The following is a 22,653-nucleotide window of genomic DNA, read 5'->3' on the forward strand; positions in this document are numbered from 1 at the left end:
GAGGCGCGCTTTTTGGCCAGCCAGGCGGCCGAAAAAAGAGCCGCCGGCCTCAACCCTGAAAGAGTACTGAGCATGACGACGTTGACCTTCCGAAAACCGAGCGCCTTGCCCGGTTTTGGCCTGACACTCGGCATCACGGTGGCTTATCTGAGCCTCGTGGTGCTGATTCCGCTTGCGGCGACCTTTCTCAAGACCGCGACGCTTGACTGGCCTCAGTTCGTGCGCGCGGTCAGCTCGCCGCGCGTGCTCGCGTCGTATCGCCTGACGTTTTTCTCTGCGCTCGGTGGCGCGCTGATCAACGCGGTGTTTGGCTTTCTGGTTGCGTGGGTGCTGGTGCGTTATACCTTTCCCTTCAAGCGTATCGTCGACGCGGTGGTCGATCTGCCGTTTGCTTTGCCGACCTCTGTGGCCGGTATATCGCTTGCGGCGGTGTATGCGGGCAACGGCTGGATCGGACAGTTTCTCGAACCGCTCGGCATCAAGATCGCTTTCACGCCGGCCGGCGTGCTGATCGCGCTGACCTTTATCGGTTTGCCGTTCGTCGTACGAACCGTGCAGCCGGTGCTCGAAGAGTTCGAGCGCGAACAGGAAGAGGCGGCTGCGTGCCTCGGCGCGTCGCGTTGGCTGACGTTTCGGCGCGTGGTGCTGCCTGCGGTGTTCCCGGCCTTGCTCACGGGTTTCGCGCTGGCGTTCGCGCGGGCGCTCGGCGAATACGGCTCGGTGATTTTCATCGCCGGTAACGTGCCGATGAAATCGGAAATCACGTCGCTGCTGATCATTACCAAGCTCGAACAATACGATTACGCCGGCGCCACCGCGATTGCGGTCGTAATGCTGGTGGTGTCGTTCCTGATGCTGTTGTTGATCAATACGCTGCAGTGGTATCTGCAGCGCCGGACGGGACGTGGCGGCGCAGGCCCGGCGCCTGCCGCAGCGAGTGTGGCGGCGATCGGTGTCGGTGTCGGCGGAGGTGTGCAATGAGCCGCAACTCCTTGAATAGCGCGGATGCTACGACTGTTGCCGTGGCGCCGCGCGCGCCGCTCAATATTGCACGCCGGCCCGATCCGGTTACCGAACCACCCGTCGTGCGCTGGATTCTGACGGGCATCGCGTTGCTGTTTCTCGCGTTGTTTCTCGTCGTGCCGCTCGTCGCCGTGTTCTATCAGGCCTTGAGCAAGGGCATCGGCTTCTATCTGGAATCGCTGGCCGATCCGGATGCGTTGTCGGCCATCAAGCTCACCGTGATCACGGCTGCGATCGCTGTGCCGCTGAATCTTGTGTTCGGCCTCGCGGCGTCATGGTGTATCGCCAAGTTCGAGTTCCGTGGCAAGGCATTGCTGACCACGTTGATCGATCTGCCGTTCTCGGTCTCGCCGGTGATCTCCGGTTTGATCTACGTGCTGATGTTCGGCGCGCAGGGCTGGTTCGGCCCGTGGCTGCAGGACCATAACGTGCAGATCATCTTCGCGGTGCCGGGCATCGTGCTGGCGACGATCTTCGTCACATTCCCGTTCGTCGCGCGTGAATTGATTCCGCTGATGCAGGCGCAAGGCAACGACGAAGAAGAGGCCGCGCATGTACTCGGCGCATCGGGCTGGCAGATCTTTCGGCGCGTCACGCTGCCGAACGTGAAATGGGGCCTGCTGTACGGCGTGATCCTGTGTAACGCGCGGGCGATGGGTGAGTTCGGCGCGGTGTCGGTGGTGTCCGGCCACATTCGCGGCCAGACCGACACGATGCCGCTGCACGTCGAAATTCTCTATAACGAATACAACTTCTCGGCGGCGTTCGCCGTGGCGTCGGTGCTGGCCTTGCTCGCACTCGTAACGCTCGGCCTGAAGCTGCTCGCCGAGCGCCATATGTCGGCGGAACTGTCGGCCGCGCGTGATGTGCCGGCGTATGCAGGGCCGGTCACGCCGCCATCCGCCTCACAGTCCGTCAATGCAACGCATGCATCGCATCAACACGCGCTCAAGCAAGGAGAGCTGTAATGGGTATCACCGTTCGTAACCTGCAAAAGCGCTTCGGCGATTTCGTCGCGCTCGACAACGTTTCGCTCGATTTTCCGCCGGGCGAGCTGGTTGCGCTGCTCGGGCCGTCGGGTTGTGGCAAGACCACCTTGCTGCGTGTGATTGCGGGCCTCGAATACGCGGATGCCGGCCAGGTCGTGCTGCAAGGCCAGGACGTGGCGACGGTCGGCGCGCGCGAGCGTGAAGTCGGCTTCGTGTTCCAGCATTACGCGCTGTTCCGTCATATGACGGTGTTCGAGAACGTGGCGTTCGGCTTGCGTGTGAAACCCCGCAAGGAGCGGCCTTCGGAAGCGGTGATTCGCGAGAAGGTGCATGAACTGCTGAAGCTCGTGCAACTCGACTGGCTCGCGCAACGTTACCCGTCGGAATTGTCGGGTGGTCAGCGCCAGCGGATTGCGTTGGCGCGTGCGCTCGCTGTCGAACCGAAGGTCCTGCTGCTCGACGAACCGTTTGGCGCGCTTGATGCGAAGGTGCGCAAGGAACTGCGTAGCTGGCTGCGTCGTTTGCATGACGATCTGCATATCTCGACGATCTTTGTCACGCACGATCAGGAAGAAGCGCTTGAAGTGGCAGACCGTATTGTCGTGTTGAATCGTGGGCATGTGGAGCAGGTGGGCAGTCCGCAGGACGTGTACGACCATCCGCAAACCTCGTTCGTCTACGAGTTTCTCGGCGCGGCGAACCGTCTGCATGGCAACGTGGATGCGAGCGGCTTCGTGGTCGACGGCGCGGCGTTGCCGGTCGCGATCAAGGCTGACTTCAAGGGGCCGGCGTTCGCCTATGTACGTCCGCACGATCTGCAGTTGTATCCGCAAGCATCCGGCCATCGCGAAGGCATTGTGGTCGACGTGCGGCGCGTGGTCACGCTCGGCGGCTCGGTGCGTGTGGAACTGGCGGGCCGCGAAGGCAATGTGCTCGAGGCTGAACTCGATCGCGAATCGTGGCGCGATCTGCAACTGTCGATCGGCGACGGCGTGACGGCTGTGCCGCGCGCGTTGCGCGTATTTCCGGCGCAATAGGCGGCGCCACGAGCAGCAACACAGGCAGCGCAACACCACTCGGCGTTTCAATCAAACTCTAATAACTCAACTCTGGCTCAACCGGAGACATACAGATGAACTTTCAGCAATTGCGCTTTGTGCGCGAGGCCGTGCGTCAGAACATGAATCTGACTGAGGTGGCGAACGTGTTGTACACGTCGCAGTCGGGCGTATCGAAACAGATCAAGGATCTGGAGGACGAGCTCGGCGTCGATATTTTCATCCGGCGCGGCAAGCGTCTGACGGGCCTCACCGAGCCGGGCAAGGCGGTGCATCAGTTGATCGAGCGGATGTTGCTCGATGCGGAGAATCTGCGCCGCGTCGCGCGTCAGTATGCCGATCAGGACAGCGGCCACCTCGTCGTGGCGACGACTCACACGCAGGCGCGTTACGCGCTGCCGAAGGTGATTCGGCAATTCACCGAGGTGTTCCCGAAGGTGCATCTGGCGTTGCGCCAGGGCAGCCCGCAACAGATTGCGCAGATGATCATCAACGGCGAAGCGGACATCGGCATTTCGACGGAAGCGCTCGACCGCTTTCCCGATATCGTCACGTTCCCGTGCTATTCGTGGCATCACATCGTGGTGGTGCCGAAGGGGCATCCGCTGGTTGGCCGCGAGAATCTGACGCTCGACGAGATTGCCGAATTCCCGATCGTCACGTACGACCAGGACTTCACGGGCCGCTCGCACATCGACCAGGCGTTCGCGAAAGCGGGTGCGTTGCCTGATGTCGTGTTGACTGCCATCGATGCCGACGTGATCAAGACGTACGTCGAACTCGGCATGGGCATTGGCGTGGTTGCCGCGATGGCCTACGATCCGAAGCGCGACACGGAACTGGTCGCGCTGGACACGCAGCATCTGTTCGAAGCGAGCACGACACGGGTCGGCTTGCGCAAGGGTGCGTTCCTGCGCGCGTATGCGTACCGGCTGATCGAAATGTTCGCGCCGCAGTTGAATGAAGCGGAAATCGCCGCACAGTTGCGCGAAGCGGTTTGAGGGTTGCGCCGGATCGTCGCGGTTCGGCGCAGGGCACGCAAGGCGCCGCGTGAATTCATTGCGGCGCCAAAAGTGCGATCTTCAAGCGAGCTGCGGCCGGCCTTGATGTAGACGCTGCGCAAACTGGTGGCGCACGGAGCGCCGGCCTCATCCAGCTCCGAAACGAACGGGTATCCGTTTTTTCATGCATGGCAGCGCGCGGCGCATCGCTTACAATCGCCGCCATGAACACTTTGACTTCTTCCTCCACCACGCCTTCAGACGAAGGCGCCACGCCGCTGCTGCCACGCATCGCCGTGCTGGCGACCGGCGGCACGATCGCCGGCGCGGCCGCGGACGCGACCAACACATCGGGCTATCAGGCCGGTGTGGTCGGCGTCGAGCAATTGCTGGCCGAGGTGCCGGCCTTGTCCACGGTGGCGCGCATCGCGCCCGAGCAGATTGCCAGCGTCGACAGTAAAGACATGGAAATGTCGCTGTGGACCACGCTCGCGCAACGCATCAACACGCTGCTCGCCGACGATGACGTCGACGGCGTGGTGGTTACACATGGCACCGATACGCTCGAAGAAACCGCCTATCTGCTGCATCTGACGATCAAGTCGGATAAGCCGGTCGTGCTGACCGCCGCCATGCGCCCGGCGTCGGCGCTGTCCGCCGATGGTCCGCTGAATCTGCTGAACGCCGTGACGGTCGCGGCGAATGCCGGTTCGCGCGGGCAGGGCGTGCTGGTGGCGTTCAACAACAAGATTCACAGCGCACGCGACGTGATCAAGACGAGCACGTATGCGGTCGATGCCTTCCAGTCTCCGGATATTGGCGCGCTCGGCTGGGTGCAGGACGGTCGCGTCGAATTCCAGCGCGGCGTGGTCCGTCCGCATACGCTCGCGACCGAATTCGTGATCGGCGCGAAGTGGCCGCACGTGGAGATCGTCGCGAGTTATGCGGGCGTCTCGCGCATTGCCGTGGATGCGTTGGTTGCTGCTGGTGTGCGCGGTATCGTCGTGGCGGGCACGGGTAACGGCTCGATTCACGCTTCGGTGCAGCAGGCGCTGGCCGATGCCGCTTCGCAAGGCGTCGTGGTGGTGCGTGCGTCGCGCGTGGGTTCAGGGCATGTGATGCGCAACGGCGCGGCCGCCGACGACGCACTCGGTTTCGTCAGCGCAGGTTCGCTGAATCCGTACAAGGCGCGCGTGCTGCTGATGCTGGCATTGGCCGCGGGCGGCACAGGGCCGGTTGCGTTGCAGAAGACTTTCGATACGTACTGATTGATTGAGCACGGGCATCCCGGTTCAAAGTCAGAACCGTGTCCCGCACATGAAGCTTGAATGACAACGCGGCGCCAGGTCATCGACCCGAGCGCCGCGTTGTCGTTTCAGCTCAAGGTTTATGGCTGTCGCCGGAAACAGGCGACGCCGGCAAGCAGTTAGCCCGCCAGATCCGGAGGCAGCTTCCCGCCGTTCGCCGCCAGCGCTTGCATCACCTGTTTGTGCAGCCAGATGTTCATGCTCGCCGAATCGTTCGTGTCGCCGCTGTACTTCAGTTCCTGTGCGAGTTGCTTGCGATGCTCGAGGCTGCTGTCGACGCCGAGCGCTTTCAGCGTGTCGACGATCGACGTGCGCCAGTTCAACGTTTGCCCGCTCTCACTCACGAACTGGTCCATGACGACAGCGACGTCGACGTCAGTCAGCGGCGGCGGTGCCGGTGCAGCGTCCGGTGCGGCAGCTTGTGCCGCTGCCGGATCCGGTGTCGGCTCAACCGCAGGCGCAGGCTGGTCGGGCTTCGCTTTGCCGAAGAGCTTGTTTACGATGTCACCAAAGATACTCATGCTGAATCCTTTGCAGAGGGGTTACCGGCGCAAGCACATTCCGCTCACGGGTTGAACTCTGGTTGCGAATCGGGCGAATGAAACAGAGCACATGCGCTGCAATGATCGGCAAGCCACACGTGAACGCTGATACGCCAGCAACCAGACTCAACGAGTGTAGGAGAAAAGCGTGGAGGGATGTGTCAAAAAAGGTCGTGCTGCGGGCGCGGAGTTGCAAGCAAATGCAAGCAGACTTGCGAGCACACCTGCAAGGAGAGGTGCGGGCAGGCGGCGTGCATGATGCAGCCGCTGCGAGAGATTGGCGGAAAACGCATAAATTTGAAATCCGACAGCCGGACACCCGACGACGACGTCTGACCGACCAAGGCTTCCCCGGCGCCGCCGGGTGCCGCTGCGGACCCCACTTGCCGCTCTCAGCCCAGAGCGGCACGATTTGCCCGTTCCGCCATGCATGCCGCACGACGAACCGGGCGCCCCACCTGCGGTCGCCACGACGGTCACGTTGAAATCGCAACCGTCACTGCAACCTTGTTGTTGCTTAAGCTGCCTTGGCTTCGCTACCCGGCGCTTGCGCGACTTCGTAGTTCGCCATGATTTCGAGCGCGCGCACCATTGCTGAGTGATCCCATGCCTTGCCGCCATTCGCTGCGCATACGCTGAACAGTTGCTGCGCGCTTGCCGTATGCGGCAGGGCGATACCCAGCTTGCGTGCGCCGTCGAGTGCGAGGTTCAGATCCTTCTGGTGCAATTCGATGCGGAAACCCGGATCGAACTTACGCTTGGTCATACGCTCGCCATGCACTTCGAGAATGCGCGACGAAGCGAAGCCGCCCATCAATGCCTTGCGCACACGTTCCGGATCGGCGCCCGAGCGCGACGCGAACAGCAGCGCTTCAGCAACCGCTTCGATGTTCAGCGCGACGATGATCTGGTTCGCGACCTTGCAGGTTTGACCCGCGCCGTTGTCGCCGATCAGCGAGATGTTCTTGCCCATCAGTTCGAACAGCGGCTTGGCCAGCGCGAACGCTTTTTCCGGACCGCCGACCATGATCGTCAGCGACGCTTCGCGCGCGCCGACTTCGCCGCCCGAGACCGGTGCATCCAGGTAGTCGACGCCGAGGGCGTTGATCTTCTTCGCAAAGGCTTGCGTGTCGAGCGGCGAGATCGAGCTCATGTCGATCACCAGCTTGCCCTGCGTGAGGCCGGCAGCGACGCCGTCGTCCGCGAACAGCACGTTGGCGACGTCAGGCGTGTCCGGCACCATGATGATGACGATGTCGGCGGCTTGTGCGACTGCGGTCGAATTGGCGACCACGGTGGTCGTCTTGCTCAGATCTTCCGGCACCGGATAAGCGCCATTCACGAACAGCGAATGACCGCCCTTGATGAGGTTGCGCGCCATGTGCGCGCCCATGATGCCGAGGCCGATGAAACCGATCTTTGCCATGTGTCTAAATCTCCAGTGTTGTTTGGGGTGATATGCCTAAGCCGATCAATGATTCGATCAGGCAGCGGCGTGGGCTGCGCCGCGGGTTTGCCCGGCCACGCTCTGCACCCAGCCGAGGCCGGCGGCGGTGGTCGTGCGCGGTTTGTATTCGCAACCGACGTAGCCTTCGTAGCCGAGCGAGTCGAGCAGGTCGAACAGGAACGGGTAGTTGATTTCGCCGGTGCCCGGTTCGTTACGGCCGGGGTTGTCGGCGAGCTGGATGTGCGCGATCTGCGGCAGATTCTTTTTGATCGTTGCCGCGAGTTCGCCTTCCATCCGTTGCATGTGATAGATGTCGTATTGCAGGAACAGATTGTCCGACCCCACCGCGCGAATCACGTCGAGGCCTTCGCCCGAACGGTTCAGCGCGAAGCCGGGGATGTCGTACGAATTGCACGGCTCGACCAGCAGCTTGATGCCGGCTTTTTTCAGTTCGCCGGCGGCGAAGCGCAGATTGTCGACGATCGTCGAGCGTGCCTTGTCCGCATCGACGCCCGCAGTCGGAATGCCGACGAGGCAGTTCAGTTGCGGCACCTTCAGGGCTTTCGCGTATTCGATCGCGCGGCCGACACCTTCCTGAAACTCGCCCACGCGATCCGGCAGGCACGCGATGCCGCGCTCACCCGCCTCCCAGTTGCCCGCGGGCAGATTGTGCAACACGAGTTTCAAACGGTTCTGCTGCAGACGTTCGCTCAATTCAGCGATCTGATACGGATACGGAAACAGGAATTCGACGGCGCTGAAGCCCGCGTCCGCTGCTGCCGTAAAGCGGTCGAGGAACGGGACTTCGTTGAACAGCATGGTGAGATTCGCTGCAAATTTCGGCATGGTGCTTTTTGTCTCGCTGGTCGGTCAGTGGAATAACTTCATGAGGCGATTCAGTTGCGTTGAATTGCTACGCGGCTGAATCGCGCTCATCTACTGCAAAGTCGGAAAGCTCAGTCGAGCATGCTGATTGCCGTCGGCGCGTCTTCGCGCTTCTCGGCCAGTTCTTCGAACTCGTTGATCGCGTCGATTTCGGTGCCCATCGAAATGTTGGTCACACGTTCGAGGATCACTTCGACGATCACCGGCACGTTGAACTCGGAGAGCATCGATTGCGCTTTCAGCAGGGCCGGCTTAAGTTCTTCCGGTTTGAACACGCGGATCGCCTTGCAACCCAGGCCTTCGGCAACCGCAACGTGGTCCACGCCGTAGCCGTTCGTCTCCGGCGAGTTGATGTTCTCGAAGCCGAGCTGCACGCAGAAGTCCATATCGAACGCGCGCTGTGCCTGGCGGATCAGGCCAAGGTACGAGTTGTTTACCACCACGTGCACGTACGGCAGCTTGAATTGCGCACCGGCTGCCAGTTCTTCGATCATGAACTGGAAGTCGTAGTCGCCCGAGAGTGCGACGATCGGACGTTGCGGGTCTGCTGCACGCACGCCGAGCGCTGCCGGAATCGTCCAGCCGAGCGGGCCTGCCTGGCCGCAGTTGATCCAGTTGCGCGCCTTGTAGACGTGCAGGAATTGCGCGCCGGCGATCTGCGACAAACCGATCGTGCTCACGTAGCACGTATCGCGGCCGAACACCTGGTTCATTTCTTCGTACACGCGCTGCGGCTTCATCGGCACGTTGTCGAAGTGCGTCTTGCGCAGCATCGTCTTCTTGCGTTGCTGGCAATCGACGACCCATGCGCTGCGGTCCTTCAGCTTGCCGGCGGCCTTCCATTCCTTCGCTATTTCAACGAACAGTTCGAGCGCGGCTTTCGCGTCCGACACGATGCCGAGATCCGGGCCGAACACGCGGCCGATCTGCGTCGGCTCGATGTCCACATGCACGAACTTACGGCCCTTGGTGTAAACCTCGACGCTGCCCGTGTGACGGTTCGCCCAGCGGTTGCCGATGCCGAGCACGAAGTCGGAGGCGAGCATCGTCGCGTTGCCGTAGCGGTGCGACGTTTGCAAGCCGACCATGCCGGCCATCAGCGGATGGTCGTCGGGAATCGCGCCCCACGACATCAACGTCGGGATCACCGGCACGCCGACGGTTTCGGCGAATTCGACCAGCAGGTCTTCAGCGGCTGCGTTCAGCACGCCGCCACCCGAGACGATCAACGGCTTTTCAGCGTCATTCAAAAGCTTCAACGCGGCTTCGATTTGTTTGCGGGTCGCTTTCGGCTTGTAGACCGGCAGCGGCTCGTACGTGTCGATGTCGAATTCGATTTCCGCGAGTTGCACGTCGATCGGCAAGTCGACCAGCACCGGACCCGGACGGCCCGAGCGCATCAGGTGGAAGGCCTGTTGGAACACGCGCGGCACCAGCGCCGGTTCGCGCACGGTGACGGCCCACTTGGTGACCGGCTTGGCGATCGATTCGATATCGACGGCCTGGAAGTCTTCCTTGTACAGACGCGCACGCGGCGCCTGGCCCGTGATAGCCAGAATAGGAATCGAGTCAGCCTGAGCCGAGTACAAACCGGTGATCATGTCGGTGCCGGCAGGGCCCGAGGTGCCGATACACACGCCGATATTGCCCGGCTGGGCGCGCGTATAGCCTTCGGCCATGTGCGACGCACCTTCGACGTGACGCGCCAGCACGTGGCTGATGCTGCCTGCCTTGCGCATGGCCGAGTAGAACGGGTTGATTGCAGCGCCCGGAACGCCGAATGCGGTGTTGATGCCTTCTTTTTCGAGCACCAGCACGGCTGCGTCGACGGCTCTCATTTTGGCCATGAATGTCTCCTGAATGTCTGGGGTTGGCGAATAAGTGGGGTAACGAATTCGCTCACGGATGTGCAAACCACAAGGTGTTGATCGAACTGTAGGCTTCACCTAAAGGTTTGATAAGATCAGTCGAGGTCGCTTATTTCGAAACAAAAAGTATGGAATGCGTTAGCCTCGGGGCAGGGGCGGCGCGCAAGGCGGTTGCAACCCGCTTGCATGGGACCGGAGTAAGTGCTCTGCATGGGACCCGAGTAGCGCGCTAAAGCGCTAACTCCGGTCGACAGCTAAAGCGCTAACTCCGGTCGACACAGGAGACAAAAAATGGACCGCTTCAAACAAATCGAAACTTTCGTGCGGGTCGCCGACGCGGGCAGTCTCGCGGCGGCCGCGCTGGAAGAGGGGGTGTCGCCGGTGATTCTCGGGCGCCGTATTGACGCGCTGGAAAAGCGCCTCGGCGTGAAGCTGATGTACCGCTCGACGCGGCGCCTCGTGGTGAGCGAAGACGGCGCGGCGTTTCTCGAGCGCTGCCGCGGCTTGCTGACCGAATGGGACCAGGCGGAAAACGAACTGAGCGCCGGACGGCGCGCGGTGAACGGCCATCTGATCGTGTCGGCGCCGGCCGCCTTCGGGCGCAAGCACGTCGCGCCGCTTGCGCCGGCTTTTCTCGCCGACAAGCCGGAATTGCAGGTGTCTTTCAACCTGACCGACCGGGTCGTGGACCTGGTGCGCGAGGGGTACGACCTGTCGATCCGGATCGGCGGCGCGGTCGATCCGAATTTCGTCGCGGTGAAGCTGGCGTCGAACCGGCGCGTGGTGTGCGGCACACCGGAATATTTCCGCAAATACGGCAAGCCGAAAACGCTCGAAGATCTGCCGCAGCACAATTGCCTCGCGTTCAACCTGCAAGGCGGGCAGAACCGCGGCTGGTACTTCCGCCGCAATGGCAAGCTGGCGACGGTGCGGGTAGGCGGCACGCTCGACTGTAACGACGGCGAACTGCTGCATCGCTGGGTGTCCGAAGGGCTCGGTCTCGGCTGGCGCTCCACGTGGGAAATCCAGCAGCAACTGGCGCGCGGCGAGCTGGAAACGGTGCTGGATGAATTCGCGCTGCCCGACTACGACATTCTGGCGGTCTATCCGCAGCAGCGTTACGTGCCGGCCAAGGTGCGCTACTTCATCGACTATCTGAAAGAGGTGTATGCCAGCGAGGATTACTGGAGTCGTCCGACCTACTGAGTGCGGGGGTAAGGTAATTTTTCGCGGATTTCACGCGAAGGCGGGAATAAACTCGGTATGCAGCCGGTCATGTTGGATGACGAGTCAACAGCTTAGCCGCAATGCCCCGGAGGGCCGAGGTGGGTCAACCCGATTCAAATGCCGCCCGCGCGCACGACGCCGATGTAGCGAGGAACCGCCGTTTTCAGGAACTGGCGCTCCCGCATCTCGACGCCGCGTACAACCTTGCACGCTGGCTGTGCGGCAACGCCAACGATGCCGACGACGTCGTGCAGGAAGCATTCATGCGCGCGTTTCGTTTCTTCGACACGTTCCGTGGCGACTCCGCGCGGCCGTGGCTGCTGGCGATCGTGCGCCGCACCTGGTACACGGAATGGCGGCGGCGCGCGTCGTCGCACGAGGTGGTCGAGTTCGACGACACCATGGACGAGGCGACCTTCGAAGGCTGGAGCGCGGGCGGCGCCGATCCGCAGACGCTCCTGATCCGCGATGAAGACACGAAGCTCGTGCACGAGGCGCTGGCGCAGTTGCCGGTCGAGTATCGGGAGGTGCTGATCCTGCGGGAGCTCGAAGAAATGGGTTATCGCGAGATCGCGATGGTCGCCGATGTGCCGATCGGCACGGTGATGTCGCGGCTCGCACGGGGCAGGCGCAAGCTGGCCGCGCTGCTGATGGCGAAGCAGGGCGGTGGAAGTCCGCCGCGAGCCACGGCGCCGGGTGCCTGCGCGGCACCCACGGCTTCTGTCACGCCACTCCGGGCGGCTTCCAACGGCCGTCCATCCAACAACCCCGGCGCGAGCGCTGCCGGCTTAACTCAGGAGACGCCAGATGGACTGTAACGAAGCGCGGCCGCTCCTCGATGCGAACGCCGACCATGAATTGCCCGCGCCGGATGCTCAGCGCGTCCAGCAGCATATCGAGAGCTGCGACGCCTGTCGGCGCGAAAGCGAAAATCTGCATACGTTGAGCGCTTCGCTGCGCGCACAGCCTTATTACCGGGCACCGGATGCCCTGCGGGCGCGGATTCTTGCTGCCCTCCCGGCGGGCGACACCGTCGTCGACGAGCCCGTAGAAGCTCCGCGGGCCGCTGCACAGCCGAGGCCGAAGCGAAACTGGCTGGGTAACTGGCTGAATGGCTGGCTGCGTCCGCAAGGTGCGATGGGGCGGCCGGGCGGCGGCGTAGGCTCAGGCTCAGGCTCAGGCTCAGGCGCAACGATCGGGCAGGGCTGGCTCGTCGCGCTGGTGGTCGCGCTAGGTGCGGTGGCGGTGGGCGTGACAATGAACCAGCATCGTCCGACGCAAGGCGGCGGGTTTTCCGATGAACTGGTCGAAAGCCATGTGCGGGCGCAAATGTCCGGCCACGACATCGACGTCATTTCGACTGATCGGCACACGGTGAAGCCGTGGTTCAACGGCCGGATCGACTATTCGCCGCCGGTCGAGGACCTCGCGGCGAACGGTTTTCCGCTTGAAGGCGGCCGCCTGGATTACATCGCGCATCAGCGGGTGGCGGTGCTGGTGTACCGCTATCAGAAGCACATCATCGACGTCTACGTGTTTCCGGAAGCGCGCTCCGCCGATGCTGGACGAGAAGCCGCCGCTGGACTTTCGATGGCGCAGACCCGCGAGGGTTACTCGCTTGCGCACTGGAACGCGCAGGGGATGACCTGGTGGGCCGTCACCGACGCCGCGCCGGACGCGCTCCGCGGGCTCGAAACGGCGCTGAAAGCCCGTCTGGCGGGCGGCAGCGAGCAGACTGAGGGGGGCTGAGCGGGCTCAGCGTGCGCGATCCGGGGGGATTTTTCCGGGCGCGCACGCGCGGCGGCCGTTTGTCCCCGTTTATCCGCTTCGTCCTAAACCCTTGAAAACACAACCGATTCGCGTGCCGGATTAACGGGATATCTTGCAACCCGGCCCTAATCGCGTTACACTCTTCGGCTTCTCACTTGCCACACCGGTTCAGACGCCCGGGTGGCTCTAATCCACAAGTCCACAAGGAGTGTGTATGCGTCATTATGAAATCGTCTTTATTGTGCACCCCGATCAGAGCGAGCAAGTGCCCGCCATGATCGAGCGTTACAAGAGCACGATCACCTCGCACGGTGGCCAGATCCACCGTATCGAAGACTGGGGCCGTCGCCAACTGGCCTACATGATCGAGAAACTCGCGAAGGCTCACTACGTCTGCATGAACATCGAATGCGACCAAACCACGCTCGACGAGCTGGAACACGCATTCAAGTTCAATGACGCGGTTCTGCGTCACCTGATCGTCAAGATGAAGAAGGCCGAAACCGGCCCGTCGCCGATGATGAAGGAAGTGCAGCGCGAAGAAGCCAAGAAGTCGGCTGCTACGCAACCGTCCGAAGCGCAGGCTTAAGACACACTATTTAAGCTACCAGACGAAAGCGTCGCTCTCGCCAAAGGCTACATGAATCGGCTGCAACTTACGGCCAGCGTCGTCGAACGCGAACCGGTGCGGTATACCCCCGCCGGCGTTCCGATTGCAGGCTGCACGTTGCACCACCGCACGGAAGTCGTCGAAGCCGGCATTGCCCGGCAAGTCGAACTGACCATGCAGGCGGTAGCCGCAGGTGAGGCGAGCGGTAAGCTGGAAGGCTGTCAGATGGGCGTAGAAACGCTCTTCACAGGCTTTCTGGCGAAAAAGCACCGCAACGCAAGAACTCTGGTATTTCACATCACAGAATTGCAGGACATTGGAAAGGACTGAACATGCCCCGCCCGACTGGTAAGAAATTCGACAAGCGTCGTCAGCAACAAAATCCGCTCTTCAAGCGCAAGAAGTTCTGCCGTTTCACGGCCGCTAACGTCGATCACATCGACTACAAGGACCTCGAAACGCTGAAGGACTTCATCGGCGAAAACGGCAAGATCACGCCGGCGCGTCTCACGGGTACGAAGTCGCACTATCAACGCCAGCTGGATACGGCAATCAAGCGCGCACGTTTCCTCGCGCTGGTGCCGTACACCGACCAGCACAAGGCCTAACCCGACGACGCGATAAGGAGTATCCGAATGCAAATTATTCTTCTGGAAAAAGTCGTCAATCTGGGCAACCTGGGCGATATCGTGAAGGTCAAGGACGGTTACGCACGTAACTTCCTGATCCCGAACAAGCAAGCTCGCCGTGCAACGAAGGAAGCCCTGGCTGAATTCGAAGTTCGCCGCGCAGAACTCGAAAAGATCGCCGCTGAAAAGCTGGCTGCCGCTCAAGCTCAAGGCGAAAAGCTGGCAGGCTCGACGGTTCAGATCAATCAGAAGGCTGGCGTCGACGGCCGTCTGTTCGGTTCGGTGACGAACGCGGACATCGCTGACGCACTGGTTAAGCAAGGCTTCGCAGTGGAAAAGGCGCAAGTGCGTCTGCCGGAAGGCCCGCTGAAGCTGGTTGGCGACCACGCTGTTCAGGTCTCGCTGCACACCGACGTTCTCGTCGATGTCAACGTGGCTGTGATCGGCGAACACGTCTAAGCATGTAGTAGCATCTGCCAGGTTGTTGCTGGCAAAAGGCAGGGGCCGGGTGACCGGCCCCTGCCTTTTTTATTGCCCGTTTTCGATGCACCGAAGTATCGGTTTTTGATTTCCCTCCGCGCGCATTTACCCCGATAATTCCTCTCCATGAACGCACCGTCCAAAGATCCCCAAATCGAGTCGCTGAAAGTCCCGCCGCATTCGATCGAAGCCGAGCAGTCGGTGCTGGGCGGCCTGCTGCTCGACAACGCGGCATGGGACCGCATCGCCGACTTCCTGTCACAGAGCGATTTTTACCGATACGACCACCGCATCATTTTCGAGCACATCGGCAAGCTGATCGCGGCGACGCGTCCGGCCGACGTGATTACCGTGTATGAGGCGCTCGGCACCTCGGGCAAGGCGGAAGAGGTCGGCGGTCTGGCGTACCTGAACGCGCTGGCGCAGAACACGCCAAGCGCGGCCAATATCCGCCGCTACGCGGAAATCGTGCGCGATCGTGCGGTGCTGCGCCGCCTCGTATCCGTGGCCGACGAAATTTCCGCCGACGCTTTCAATCCGCAGGGCAAGGAAGTCCGCCAGTTGCTGGACGAGGCCGAATCGAAGGTGTTTTCGATCGCTGAAGACGGCGCGCGTGGCACGCAGGGCTTCCTGGAGATCGGGCCGCTCCTGACCGAGGTGGTCGAGCGGATCGACACGCTGTATCACACCGCCAATCCGAGCGATGTGACCGGCACGCCGACTGGCTTCGTCGATCTGGATCGCATGACTTCGGGCATGCACGGTGGTGAGCTGATCATCGTGGCAGGGCGCCCGTCGATGGGTAAGACGGCGTTTTCGATGAACGTCGGCGAATATGTGGCGGTCGAGTACGGCCTGCCGGTCGCCGTGTTCTCCATGGAAATGCCGGGCTCGCAGCTCACCATGCGTATGCTGGGCTCGGTCGGCCGGCTCGACCAGCACCGCATGCGGACCGGGCGTCTGACTGACGAGGATTGGCCGAAGCTCACGCACGCGGTGCAGAAAATGAGCGAGGCGCAGATTTTCATCGACGAAACCGGCGGCCTGAACCCGATGGAATTGCGCTCCCGCGCGCGTCGGCTGTCGCGCCAGTGCGGCAAGCTCGGCCTGATCATCATCGACTATTTGCAACTGATGAGCGGTTCGTCGTCGGGTGAAAACCGTGCGACCGAAATCTCGGAAATCTCGCGTTCGCTGAAGAGTCTCGCCAAAGAACTCGACGTACCCGTGATCGCGTTGTCGCAGCTCAACCGGGGTCTTGAGCAGCGCCCGAACAAGCGGCCGATCATGTCCGACTTGCGCGAATCCGGCGCTATCGAGCAGGATGCGGACGTCATTCTGTTCATTTACCGCGATGAGGTGTACAACCCGGACAGCCCGGACAAGGGCACGGCGGAGATTATCATCGGTAAACAGCGGAATGGTCCGATCGGCCCTGTTCGCCTTACGTTCCACGGCCAATTCACGAAGTTCGACAATTTTGCCGGTGCGCAGAATTTCTACAGCGAGTGAAGAGATAAGTGAAGAGATAAGTGAAGCGCCTGTTGTAACGGTGCTTTCAAAAGTGCGGCGTCGATCCCGGAACGGTACAATGTGGCGGTTTTATGTCAGCCATAATGTGACCAATTTTCGGGATCCCAATGTTCGGTCGTTTCATGCCCACCGAGGGCAAGTTCTTTGAAATTTTCAATGCGCACGCAACGTGCATCGTCTCTGCAAGCCGCGAACTCGAGCTGCTGATCGACAACCTGCAGGACGCCGAGACCCACAAGCAAAACGTGCAGAAGGCCGAAAAGGCCGCTGACAAGCTCACCCACGAAGCCATCGACCTGCTGCACAAGACCTTCATCACGCCGCTCGACCGCGACGAGATCCACAAGCTGATCACCACGATGGACGACATCCTCGATCTGATGGAGGACGTCGCTACCGCTATCTCGCTGTACGACGTGCAGGCGGTAACCTCCGAAGCGAGCCAGTTGGCGCATATCTGCACGGCCACCTCCGAGCGTGTGCAGTTCGCCGTCAGCCTGCTGTCGGACATGAAGCAGGCGAGCCAGATCCTGAAGGCGTGCGAGGACATCGACCGTCTGGAATCGGAAGCCGACCGCGTGCTGCGCTCGGCGATGTCGAAGCTTTTCCGCGAAGAAGACAACGTCAAGACGCTGATCAAGCTGAAGGCCATTTACGAACTGCTCGAAACGATCACCGACAAGTGTGAGGACGTGGCGAACATCATCGAAGGCATCGTGCTGGAAAACGCATAATGCAATCGATACAACTCGCTATCTGGGTCGTCGCCGGCCTGGTTGCCGTCGCGCTGATTTTCGACTTCATGAACGGTTTCCACGACGCGGCGAATTCGATCGCCACGGTCGTGTCGACCGGCGTGCTGAAACCACAGCAGGCCGTGGCCTTTGCGGCGGCATTCAACGTTATCGCGTATTTTGTGTTCCACCTGAAAGTGGCGCAAACGGTCGGCAAAGGCACGATCGATCCGAATATCGTTGACCACTACGTCATTTTTGGCGCGCTGGTCGGCGCGATCGGCTGGAACATCATCACGTGGCATTACGGTATTCCGTCCAGCTCGTCGCATGCGCTGATCGGTGGGCTGGTGGGCGCGGCGCTTGCCAAGTCGGGCTGGGGTTCACTCAATTTCGACGGGTTGATGAAGACGGTTACCTTCATTTTCATCTCGCCGCTGCTCGGTTTCGTACTCGGCTCGTTCTTCATGCTGGCGGTCTCGTGGATCTATTTCCGCACGCCACCGAGCAAGGTCGACCGGCGTTTCCGGCGTCTGCAACTTGTCTCCGCAGGTTTGTATAGCCTCGGCCACGGCGGTAACGATGCGCAGAAGACCATCGGCATCATCTGGATGCTGCTGATCGCGACCGGCTATGCCTCGTCGATCGCGGACGCACCGCCGCTGTGGGTGATCGGTGGCTGCTATCTGTCGATGGGTATCGGCACGTTGTTCGGCGGTTGGCGGATTGTCCGCACGATGGGCCAGAAGATCACCAAGCTGAAGCCGGTAGGCGGTTTTTGCGCCGAGACGGGCGGGGCGATCACGCTGTTCACCGCGTCGTGGCTCGGCATTCCAGTGTCCACCACGCATACGATTACCGGCGCGATCGTCGGTGTCGGCGCGACGCAGAAGTTGAGTGCGGTGCGTTGGGGGGTAGCGGGCAACATCGTCTGGGCGTGGATTCTGACGATTCCGGCCTCCGCAGCGCTCTCCGCGGCTGCCTGGTGGCTCGGCCACCGCTTCCTGTAAACGGCAAGTGCGGACGGCGAAGGCAGTCCGCACAATGCTCTGCCATGGAGCCCGGAGCCAAAAGCACCGGGCCGCACACCCCTAAAAGCTGCAAATAAAGCGCGCCACTCAAATCAGCGGCGTGCTGCCTCCATCCATCGGGACGATTGCGCCCGTCACATAGCTCGCGCGGCGGCTCGCCAGAAACAGCGCGACGTCAGCGATTTCCTCCGGTTTTGCATAGCGTCCGAGCGGCACCTTGGCCTGCCCGCGCGCCAGCGCGTCCGCGTTTTCGATGCCTTGCCGCGACGCTTCCAGCTTGACTGCTTCCTCGACGCGCTCGGTCAGCGTCGCCCCCGGATTGATTGCGTTGATGCGGATGCCGTAGCGCGCGTAGTAGTGGGCGAGGCCGACGGTGGCGAGCATCAGCGCGGCATTGGCGGCACCACCGGCGATATGGATGTCGCTAGCGATTTTGCCGCCCATGCCGATGATGTTGACGATCGTGCCGGGTGCGGCGCCGTCGCCGGCCTTGACGCGCTCGGCCATGCGCCGCAGCACTTCCTGCTGCGGGTAGATGTAAGGGAAATATTTGGCTTCCATGGTGGCGCGGAACGCGTCGGCGTCCAGCGTTTCCGGGTCATAGCGGCGGGCTGCGCCGGCGCTGTTGATCAACACGTCGATGGGGCCGACGGCGGTGCTGACTTCCTCGACGATGTCCGCAGCACTGTGCGGTTCGTGCAGGTCGGCGCGAGTGCGATGCACGTGCAGACCCTCCTGCTTCAACTGTTCGTAAGCGCGTGCGAGATTGGCGGGGTCGCGCGAAACGATCGCGACCTTTGCGCCCTCGAGGGCGAACGCCCGGGCGCAGGCGAACCCGATCCCTTTGCTGCCGCCCGTGATTAATACCACCTTGTCATTCAGCCCGAGATCCATCGTTATCACCCGCTGTCGGAAGAATATCGATGACGATAGCAGATCGGCAGCGCAGCGGGGATGGGCAGGTTCCAGGTGCGGAGTGTGGGCGCTACCGGGAGACTGAATTCGAGCGGCACGGCCGTCGCTACGAGCAATGAGCCACGGCCTGAGCCGTTAGAAACTGCCGTTGGCAAAGCGCGCGATTGGGTCGTCGGTGGTTTGCGTGGGGGCAGGGGTGCCACGCGATGCGGTCGAGGCGCGCATGATCTGCACGCCCGCGTTCCCCTCGGCTTGACGAGCTTGTTGGGCCTGGCGCACGGCGACGGAAGCGGGTGGCGGCGGCTCGAACGCATCGGCAGCCGCGTCGATCGGATCAGGCGCACGAGCCGTAACCGTTGGCGGTTCAGCACGCGCAGCCGCTGTCTGCTGATTCGCCGAGCCGGCAACAGCGTCATACGTACTCGCCTGAGTGGTCGGCACGGACCCCGGAGACACCGCACCTGCCGCGCGCGCTTGCATCTGCGCGGCGCTCATACCAGGCGGTGGGGGCTCGAACGGATCAGCTTGCGGTGCCGCAGTCGCGGCTACCGTAGGTTGGCCGGTTGCGGTCAACGGCGGACGAGTGGTCGCCGCGACACGCGCCGTTTGCTGTGGCGTCACAGGGTTCGCGGCATAGCCCGAAGCTTCCGCAGCAGCAGGGACTCCCGCATAGCCCGACGCTTGCGGCGCAACAGAGGCTGCTGCATAGCCCGAAGGCCGCGTCGCCGCAGAACTTGCCGAGTAGCCCCAAGCTTGCGCTGTCACCGCGGCACCCGCATAAGCCGGTGCCGACTGAGCCTGAGCCACCGGCGCGACACGCTCGGGTTGAGGCGCCGCCGCCTGATAGCTCGGCGTATCGAACGGCGCCGGTGTCGCAGCCGGAGCCGCCACCCGACGAATACCGTCGAAGCGCTTGGCCCAATACGGATTGGTCAGGTAGTCGAGCCGCACGGTGCCGCCCGTCGACGGCGCGTTAACAAAGCGCAGCTTGCCCACATAAATGCCGACATGCGAATGCGCGCGTCCGGTGGTGTTGAAGAAAATCAGATCGCCCGGCGCAATTTCATCCGGTTCGATCGATTCGCCGCGGCCGCTCATATCCGCGGTAGTCCGCGGCAGATTGACGGATGCAGCGCGTGACACCACATAGCGAACCAATCCACTGCAATCGAAGCCGCTATCGGGCGTATTACCACCCCAGCGGTATGGAATGCCGACCAGACTCATCGCCTGGATTGAGATTTCCTCGCGACCGATGCTGTGATCGACGAAATTCGGGAAACCCGGCGGCGGCGCATGATAGGCGCCGTTCGTGACCACGACCGATGAACCCGGCCCGCGCGACGTGTTTTGCGGCGCGCCGGCGCAAGCGGCGAGCAGCAAAACGGTCAGCAGCGAAAAGGCGAGTCGGCGCATGAAGACGAAGGGAGCGGTAAACGCTCGTTTAATGGCGGACGATTTCGGGATGGTAGCCCGTCGAACCTGGCTCAGGCAAGAATTCTTGATAACTCACTTGAAGTTTGTGCGCTAAGTGTTGCCCAGCGGGAACGTGTGCCCAATAAAAAAGCCACGTCCGGGCTGACCCGGACGCGGCTTCTAGCCGAAGCTAAAGCATTGAAACTTAAAGAATCTCCGACGCGTAATCCGCCAGGCGCGAGCGCTCGCCACGCGCCAGCGTCACATGCCCGCTGTGCGCCCAGCCTTTGAAGCGGTCGACCACGTACGTCAGGCCCGAACTGCCTTCCGTCAGGTAAGGCGTATCGATCTGCGCGATATTGCCGAGACAGATGATCTTCGTGCCTGGACCCGCGCGCGTGACCAGCGTCTTCATCTGCTTCGGCGTCAGGTTTTGCGCCTCGTCGATGATCAGATACTTGTCCACGAACGTACGGCCGCGCATGAAGTTCATGCTCTTGACCTTCAGGCGCGAGCGGATCAGTTCCTGAGTCGCGGCGCGGCCCCATTCGCCGGCGGCGTCGTCGGTTTTCTGCAGGACTTCGAGGTTGTCGTCGAATGCACCCATCCACGGCTGCATTTTTTCCTCTTCCGTACCCGGCAGAAAGCCGATGTCTTCACCGACCGGCACCGTGGCGCGCGTCACGATGATCTCGTTGTAGCGCTTGTCGTCGAGCACCTGGGCAAGACCGGCCGCGAGCGCGACCAGCGTTTTGCCGGTGCCAGCCTGACCCAGCAGCGTGACGAAGTCGATCTCCGGATTCATCAGCAGGTTCAGCGCGAAGTTCTGCTCGCGATTGCGCGCCGTGATGCCCCACACGTTGTTCTTGTGGTGGCCGTAGTCGCGCAAGGTTTGCAGCAGCGCCGTCTTGCCGTTCAGCTCGCGCACCAGCGCATGAAACGTCGGCTCGCCGTTCTGCGGTTCCAGATAGACGAATTCGTTGACCAGCATCGAAGCGCAGAGCGGACCCGTCACGCGGTAATACGTGGTGCCGGTTTTGGTGTCCTGCCAGCTTTCCATGCCCTTCGCGTGCTTGGTCCAGAAATCCTGGGGCAGCGCGCGGATGCCCGAGTACAGCAGATCGCTGTCTTCGAGTACCTGGTCGTTGAAGTAGTCTTCCGCGGGCAGGCCGAGTGCATGCGCCTTGATGCGCATGTTGATGTCTTTCGACACCAGCACGACCTGGCGATCCATCCGGTCGCGCTGCAACGCCCGCACCACGCCGAGAATCTGGTTGTCGGCCTTGCCTTCCGGCAGACCTTCGACCGGCTCGATGGCGTTGAGCTTGGTCTGGAAGTACAGGCGCCCGGACGCCTCACGGCTGCCGAGACGCGCAAGTGAAATGCCGTCCGAGATGTTGCCGGCGTTCGCCACCAACGCGTCCAGCGTGCGGCTCACCTGCCGCGCGTTGCGCGCGACTTCCGACATGCCCTTCTTGTGGTTGTCGAGTTCTTCCAACGTCATCATCGGCAGATAGACGTCGTGTTCCTCGAAACGGAACAGGCAGCTTGGATCGTGCATCAGCACGTTCGTGTCGAGCACGAAAAGCTTCTGCATTTCGAGCGGGTCTGCGGCTGCGCCGCGCTTCTTGCTGGTGCCGCGCGTGCTGGGTGCTGCGGCTGCGGGCGTGCTGGCGGTCGGGTCTTTCGCGCTTGGCGCGCGCGCGACGACCGGCTGCGATTTGGCCGCAGGCGTAGGAACGACCGCTGGTTCGGCTTGCGGACGGGTAGCGGGAACCGGTTGCAGCAAGGCGGCGGTCTGCTTCGATTTGCGACCGCGCGCGCCTGCGTCGCGCGCCGGTGCGGCTTGCTCGGCGGATGCAGACGCAGCAGGGGAGGCCGACGATGCCGGCACGGGCCGCAACGTGGTCGCGGCATTGGCGGCGTGCGCCATCGGTGTGGCGACGTTCGCGCGGCCGTAATCGGCCGACTCTGCTGATTCCCCTCCGACTGCCTGTTTCTTCGCGGCGGAGCGCGCCGGCGTGGCGGCTTTGGCCTTGTATTCGTCAGGCGGCAGGAGATTGCCGAGCTTGCTGGGGGGGGTAGGCAAAGGCATGGTTTCCCTCGAATTAATCGGGTCACATTTCGTGCGCCGCCTGTCGCATTCTGCCGGTGCCAGTGAGTGCGCACGCAGTTTGCGCCCGGAGGC

22 protein-coding genes are annotated in these 22,653 nt (G+C 62.1%); 15 read left to right on the plus strand and 7 right to left on the minus strand.

Annotation, left to right across the window (positions count from 1 at the left end; translation table 11 throughout):
• Positions 1-72 precede the first annotated feature (72 nt).
• The 5 genes from cysT to P3T25_RS08205 all read left to right on the plus strand — a co-directional run bounded on the left by cysT (position 73) and on the right by P3T25_RS08205 (position 5,339).
• On the plus strand, positions 73-981 hold the full coding sequence (gene cysT / locus P3T25_RS08185; protein ID WP_266261919.1) for a sulfate ABC transporter permease subunit CysT: 909 nt from the start codon (positions 73-75) through the stop codon (positions 979-981).
• A complete protein-coding gene (gene cysW / locus P3T25_RS08190; RefSeq protein ID WP_154564828.1) occupies positions 978-1,991 on the plus strand; it encodes a sulfate ABC transporter permease subunit CysW in 1,014 nt (337 codons plus the stop codon). The genes cysT and cysW overlap by 4 nt, the downstream gene beginning before the upstream one ends.
• A complete protein-coding gene (locus tag P3T25_RS08195) occupies positions 1,991-3,049 on the plus strand; it encodes a sulfate/molybdate ABC transporter ATP-binding protein (RefSeq protein ID WP_154564826.1) in 1,059 nt (352 codons plus the stop codon). The genes cysW and P3T25_RS08195 overlap by 1 nt, the downstream gene beginning before the upstream one ends.
• Positions 3,050-3,144: 95 nt before the next feature.
• Positions 3,145-4,071, plus strand: coding sequence for a CysB family HTH-type transcriptional regulator (locus tag P3T25_RS08200; protein ID WP_074284329.1), 927 nt, complete (start codon positions 3,145-3,147; stop codon positions 4,069-4,071).
• Positions 4,072-4,295: 224 nt separating this feature from the next.
• Complete coding sequence (locus tag P3T25_RS08205; RefSeq protein ID WP_266243184.1) at positions 4,296-5,339, plus strand: asparaginase; 1,044 nt, start codon at positions 4,296-4,298, stop codon at positions 5,337-5,339.
• Positions 5,340-5,497: 158 nt separating this feature from the next.
• Here the strand turns inward: P3T25_RS08205 and P3T25_RS08210 are convergent, their stop codons facing one another.
• The 4 genes from P3T25_RS08210 to gcl form a co-directional block, all read right to left on the minus strand.
• The gene (locus tag P3T25_RS08210; RefSeq protein ID WP_154564822.1) at positions 5,498-5,899 is read right to left on the minus strand and encodes a DUF3597 domain-containing protein; all 402 of its coding nucleotides are present in this window, start codon (positions 5,897-5,899) and stop codon (positions 5,498-5,500) included.
• 538 nt (positions 5,900-6,437) lie between these two features.
• On the minus strand, positions 6,438-7,346 hold the full coding sequence (locus tag P3T25_RS08215; RefSeq protein ID WP_054034569.1) for a 2-hydroxy-3-oxopropionate reductase: 909 nt from the start codon (positions 7,344-7,346) through the stop codon (positions 6,438-6,440).
• Between the two features lie 57 nt (positions 7,347-7,403).
• A complete protein-coding gene (hyi, locus tag P3T25_RS08220; protein ID WP_266243181.1) occupies positions 7,404-8,213 on the minus strand; it encodes a hydroxypyruvate isomerase in 810 nt (269 codons plus the stop codon).
• Between the two features lie 110 nt (positions 8,214-8,323).
• Complete coding sequence (gcl, locus tag P3T25_RS08225; RefSeq protein ID WP_154564818.1) at positions 8,324-10,099, minus strand: glyoxylate carboligase; 1,776 nt, start codon at positions 10,097-10,099, stop codon at positions 8,324-8,326.
• Between the two features lie 312 nt (positions 10,100-10,411).
• Here gcl and P3T25_RS08230 point away from each other — a divergent pair, with 312 nt between their 5' ends.
• From P3T25_RS08230 to P3T25_RS08275, 10 genes are all read left to right on the plus strand, one after another.
• The gene (locus P3T25_RS08230; RefSeq protein WP_154564816.1) at positions 10,412-11,326 is read left to right on the plus strand and encodes a LysR family transcriptional regulator; all 915 of its coding nucleotides are present in this window, start codon (positions 10,412-10,414) and stop codon (positions 11,324-11,326) included.
• Between the two features lie 119 nt (positions 11,327-11,445).
• Positions 11,446-12,165, plus strand: coding sequence for an RNA polymerase sigma factor (locus tag P3T25_RS08235; protein ID WP_233465010.1), 720 nt, complete (start codon positions 11,446-11,448; stop codon positions 12,163-12,165).
• Complete coding sequence (locus P3T25_RS08240) at positions 12,155-13,096, plus strand: anti-sigma factor family protein (protein WP_429357865.1); 942 nt, start codon at positions 12,155-12,157, stop codon at positions 13,094-13,096. The genes P3T25_RS08235 and P3T25_RS08240 overlap by 11 nt, the downstream gene beginning before the upstream one ends.
• Before the next feature lie 235 nt (positions 13,097-13,331).
• Complete coding sequence (rpsF, locus tag P3T25_RS08245; protein ID WP_006048823.1) at positions 13,332-13,706, plus strand: 30S ribosomal protein S6; 375 nt, start codon at positions 13,332-13,334, stop codon at positions 13,704-13,706.
• A 51-nt stretch (positions 13,707-13,757) separates the two neighbouring features.
• Positions 13,758-14,057, plus strand: coding sequence for a primosomal replication protein N (gene priB / locus P3T25_RS08250; RefSeq protein ID WP_028196682.1), 300 nt, complete (start codon positions 13,758-13,760; stop codon positions 14,055-14,057).
• A gap of 2 nt (positions 14,058-14,059) precedes the next feature.
• Complete coding sequence (gene rpsR, locus P3T25_RS08255) at positions 14,060-14,335, plus strand: 30S ribosomal protein S18 (protein WP_012432802.1); 276 nt, start codon at positions 14,060-14,062, stop codon at positions 14,333-14,335.
• 27 nt (positions 14,336-14,362) lie between these two features.
• Positions 14,363-14,815, plus strand: coding sequence for a 50S ribosomal protein L9 (rplI, locus tag P3T25_RS08260; protein ID WP_266238914.1), 453 nt, complete (start codon positions 14,363-14,365; stop codon positions 14,813-14,815).
• Between the two features lie 147 nt (positions 14,816-14,962).
• Positions 14,963-16,348, plus strand: a complete 1,386-nt coding sequence (locus tag P3T25_RS08265; protein WP_063495982.1) for a replicative DNA helicase — start codon at positions 14,963-14,965, stop codon at positions 16,346-16,348.
• A 128-nt stretch (positions 16,349-16,476) separates the two neighbouring features.
• Positions 16,477-17,103, plus strand: coding sequence for a DUF47 domain-containing protein (locus tag P3T25_RS08270; RefSeq protein ID WP_028196679.1), 627 nt, complete (start codon positions 16,477-16,479; stop codon positions 17,101-17,103).
• Positions 17,103-18,113 carry an inorganic phosphate transporter gene (locus P3T25_RS08275; RefSeq protein ID WP_154564808.1) on the plus strand — a complete coding sequence of 337 codons (1,011 nt, stop codon included), beginning with the start codon at positions 17,103-17,105 and terminating at the stop codon, positions 18,111-18,113. The genes P3T25_RS08270 and P3T25_RS08275 overlap by 1 nt, the downstream gene beginning before the upstream one ends.
• A gap of 108 nt (positions 18,114-18,221) precedes the next feature.
• Here the strand turns inward: P3T25_RS08275 and P3T25_RS08280 are convergent, their stop codons facing one another.
• The 3 genes from P3T25_RS08280 to P3T25_RS08290 all read right to left on the minus strand — a co-directional run bounded on the left by P3T25_RS08280 (position 18,222) and on the right by P3T25_RS08290 (position 22,560).
• A complete protein-coding gene (locus tag P3T25_RS08280; protein WP_154564806.1) occupies positions 18,222-19,028 on the minus strand; it encodes an SDR family oxidoreductase in 807 nt (268 codons plus the stop codon).
• Positions 19,029-19,184: 156 nt separating this feature from the next.
• Positions 19,185-20,465 carry an NlpC/P60 family protein gene (locus tag P3T25_RS08285; protein ID WP_429357866.1) on the minus strand — a complete coding sequence of 427 codons (1,281 nt, stop codon included), beginning with the start codon at positions 20,463-20,465 and terminating at the stop codon, positions 19,185-19,187.
• A 205-nt stretch (positions 20,466-20,670) separates the two neighbouring features.
• Positions 20,671-22,560, minus strand: a complete 1,890-nt coding sequence (locus P3T25_RS08290) for a PhoH family protein (RefSeq protein WP_266238917.1) — start codon at positions 22,558-22,560, stop codon at positions 20,671-20,673.
• Positions 22,561-22,653 lie beyond the last annotated feature (93 nt).

Origin of the sequence: Paraburkholderia sp. GAS32 (assembly GCF_050434225.1) — a bacterium.
Classification (GTDB): domain Bacteria; phylum Pseudomonadota; class Gammaproteobacteria; order Burkholderiales; family Burkholderiaceae; genus Paraburkholderia; species Paraburkholderia madseniana.

Excerpts from the sequence above, each read along its gene's own strand:
- cysT (WP_266261919.1), top strand. The coding sequence starts at position 73 with ATGACGACGTTGACCTTCCGAAAACCGAGCGCCTTGCCCGGTTTTGGC.
- cysW (WP_154564828.1), top strand. The coding sequence starts at position 978 with ATGAGCCGCAACTCCTTGAATAGCGCGGATGCTACGACTGTTGCCGTG.
- P3T25_RS08195 (WP_154564826.1), top strand. The coding sequence starts at position 1,991 with ATGGGTATCACCGTTCGTAACCTGCAAAAGCGCTTCGGCGATTTCGTC.
- P3T25_RS08200 (WP_074284329.1), top strand. The coding sequence starts at position 3,145 with ATGAACTTTCAGCAATTGCGCTTTGTGCGCGAGGCCGTGCGTCAGAAC.
- P3T25_RS08205 (WP_266243184.1), top strand. The coding sequence starts at position 4,296 with ATGAACACTTTGACTTCTTCCTCCACCACGCCTTCAGACGAAGGCGCC.
- P3T25_RS08210 (WP_154564822.1), bottom strand. The coding sequence starts at position 5,899 with ATGAGTATCTTTGGTGACATCGTAAACAAGCTCTTCGGCAAAGCGAAG.
- P3T25_RS08215 (WP_054034569.1), bottom strand. The coding sequence starts at position 7,346 with ATGGCAAAGATCGGTTTCATCGGCCTCGGCATCATGGGCGCGCACATG.
- hyi (WP_266243181.1), bottom strand. The coding sequence starts at position 8,213 with ATGCCGAAATTTGCAGCGAATCTCACCATGCTGTTCAACGAAGTCCCG.
- gcl (WP_154564818.1), bottom strand. The coding sequence starts at position 10,099 with ATGGCCAAAATGAGAGCCGTCGACGCAGCCGTGCTGGTGCTCGAAAAA.
- P3T25_RS08230 (WP_154564816.1), top strand. The coding sequence starts at position 10,412 with ATGGACCGCTTCAAACAAATCGAAACTTTCGTGCGGGTCGCCGACGCG.
- P3T25_RS08240 (WP_429357865.1), top strand. The coding sequence starts at position 12,155 with ATGGACTGTAACGAAGCGCGGCCGCTCCTCGATGCGAACGCCGACCAT.
- rpsF (WP_006048823.1), top strand. The coding sequence starts at position 13,332 with ATGCGTCATTATGAAATCGTCTTTATTGTGCACCCCGATCAGAGCGAG.
- priB (WP_028196682.1), top strand. The coding sequence starts at position 13,758 with ATGAATCGGCTGCAACTTACGGCCAGCGTCGTCGAACGCGAACCGGTG.
- rpsR (WP_012432802.1), top strand. The coding sequence starts at position 14,060 with ATGCCCCGCCCGACTGGTAAGAAATTCGACAAGCGTCGTCAGCAACAA.
- rplI (WP_266238914.1), top strand. The coding sequence starts at position 14,363 with ATGCAAATTATTCTTCTGGAAAAAGTCGTCAATCTGGGCAACCTGGGC.
- P3T25_RS08265 (WP_063495982.1), top strand. The coding sequence starts at position 14,963 with ATGAACGCACCGTCCAAAGATCCCCAAATCGAGTCGCTGAAAGTCCCG.
- P3T25_RS08270 (WP_028196679.1), top strand. The coding sequence starts at position 16,477 with ATGTTCGGTCGTTTCATGCCCACCGAGGGCAAGTTCTTTGAAATTTTC.
- P3T25_RS08275 (WP_154564808.1), top strand. The coding sequence starts at position 17,103 with ATGCAATCGATACAACTCGCTATCTGGGTCGTCGCCGGCCTGGTTGCC.
- P3T25_RS08280 (WP_154564806.1), bottom strand. The coding sequence starts at position 19,028 with ATGGATCTCGGGCTGAATGACAAGGTGGTATTAATCACGGGCGGCAGC.
- P3T25_RS08285 (WP_429357866.1), bottom strand. The coding sequence starts at position 20,465 with ATGCGCCGACTCGCCTTTTCGCTGCTGACCGTTTTGCTGCTCGCCGCT.
- P3T25_RS08290 (WP_266238917.1), bottom strand. The coding sequence starts at position 22,560 with ATGCCTTTGCCTACCCCCCCCAGCAAGCTCGGCAATCTCCTGCCGCCT.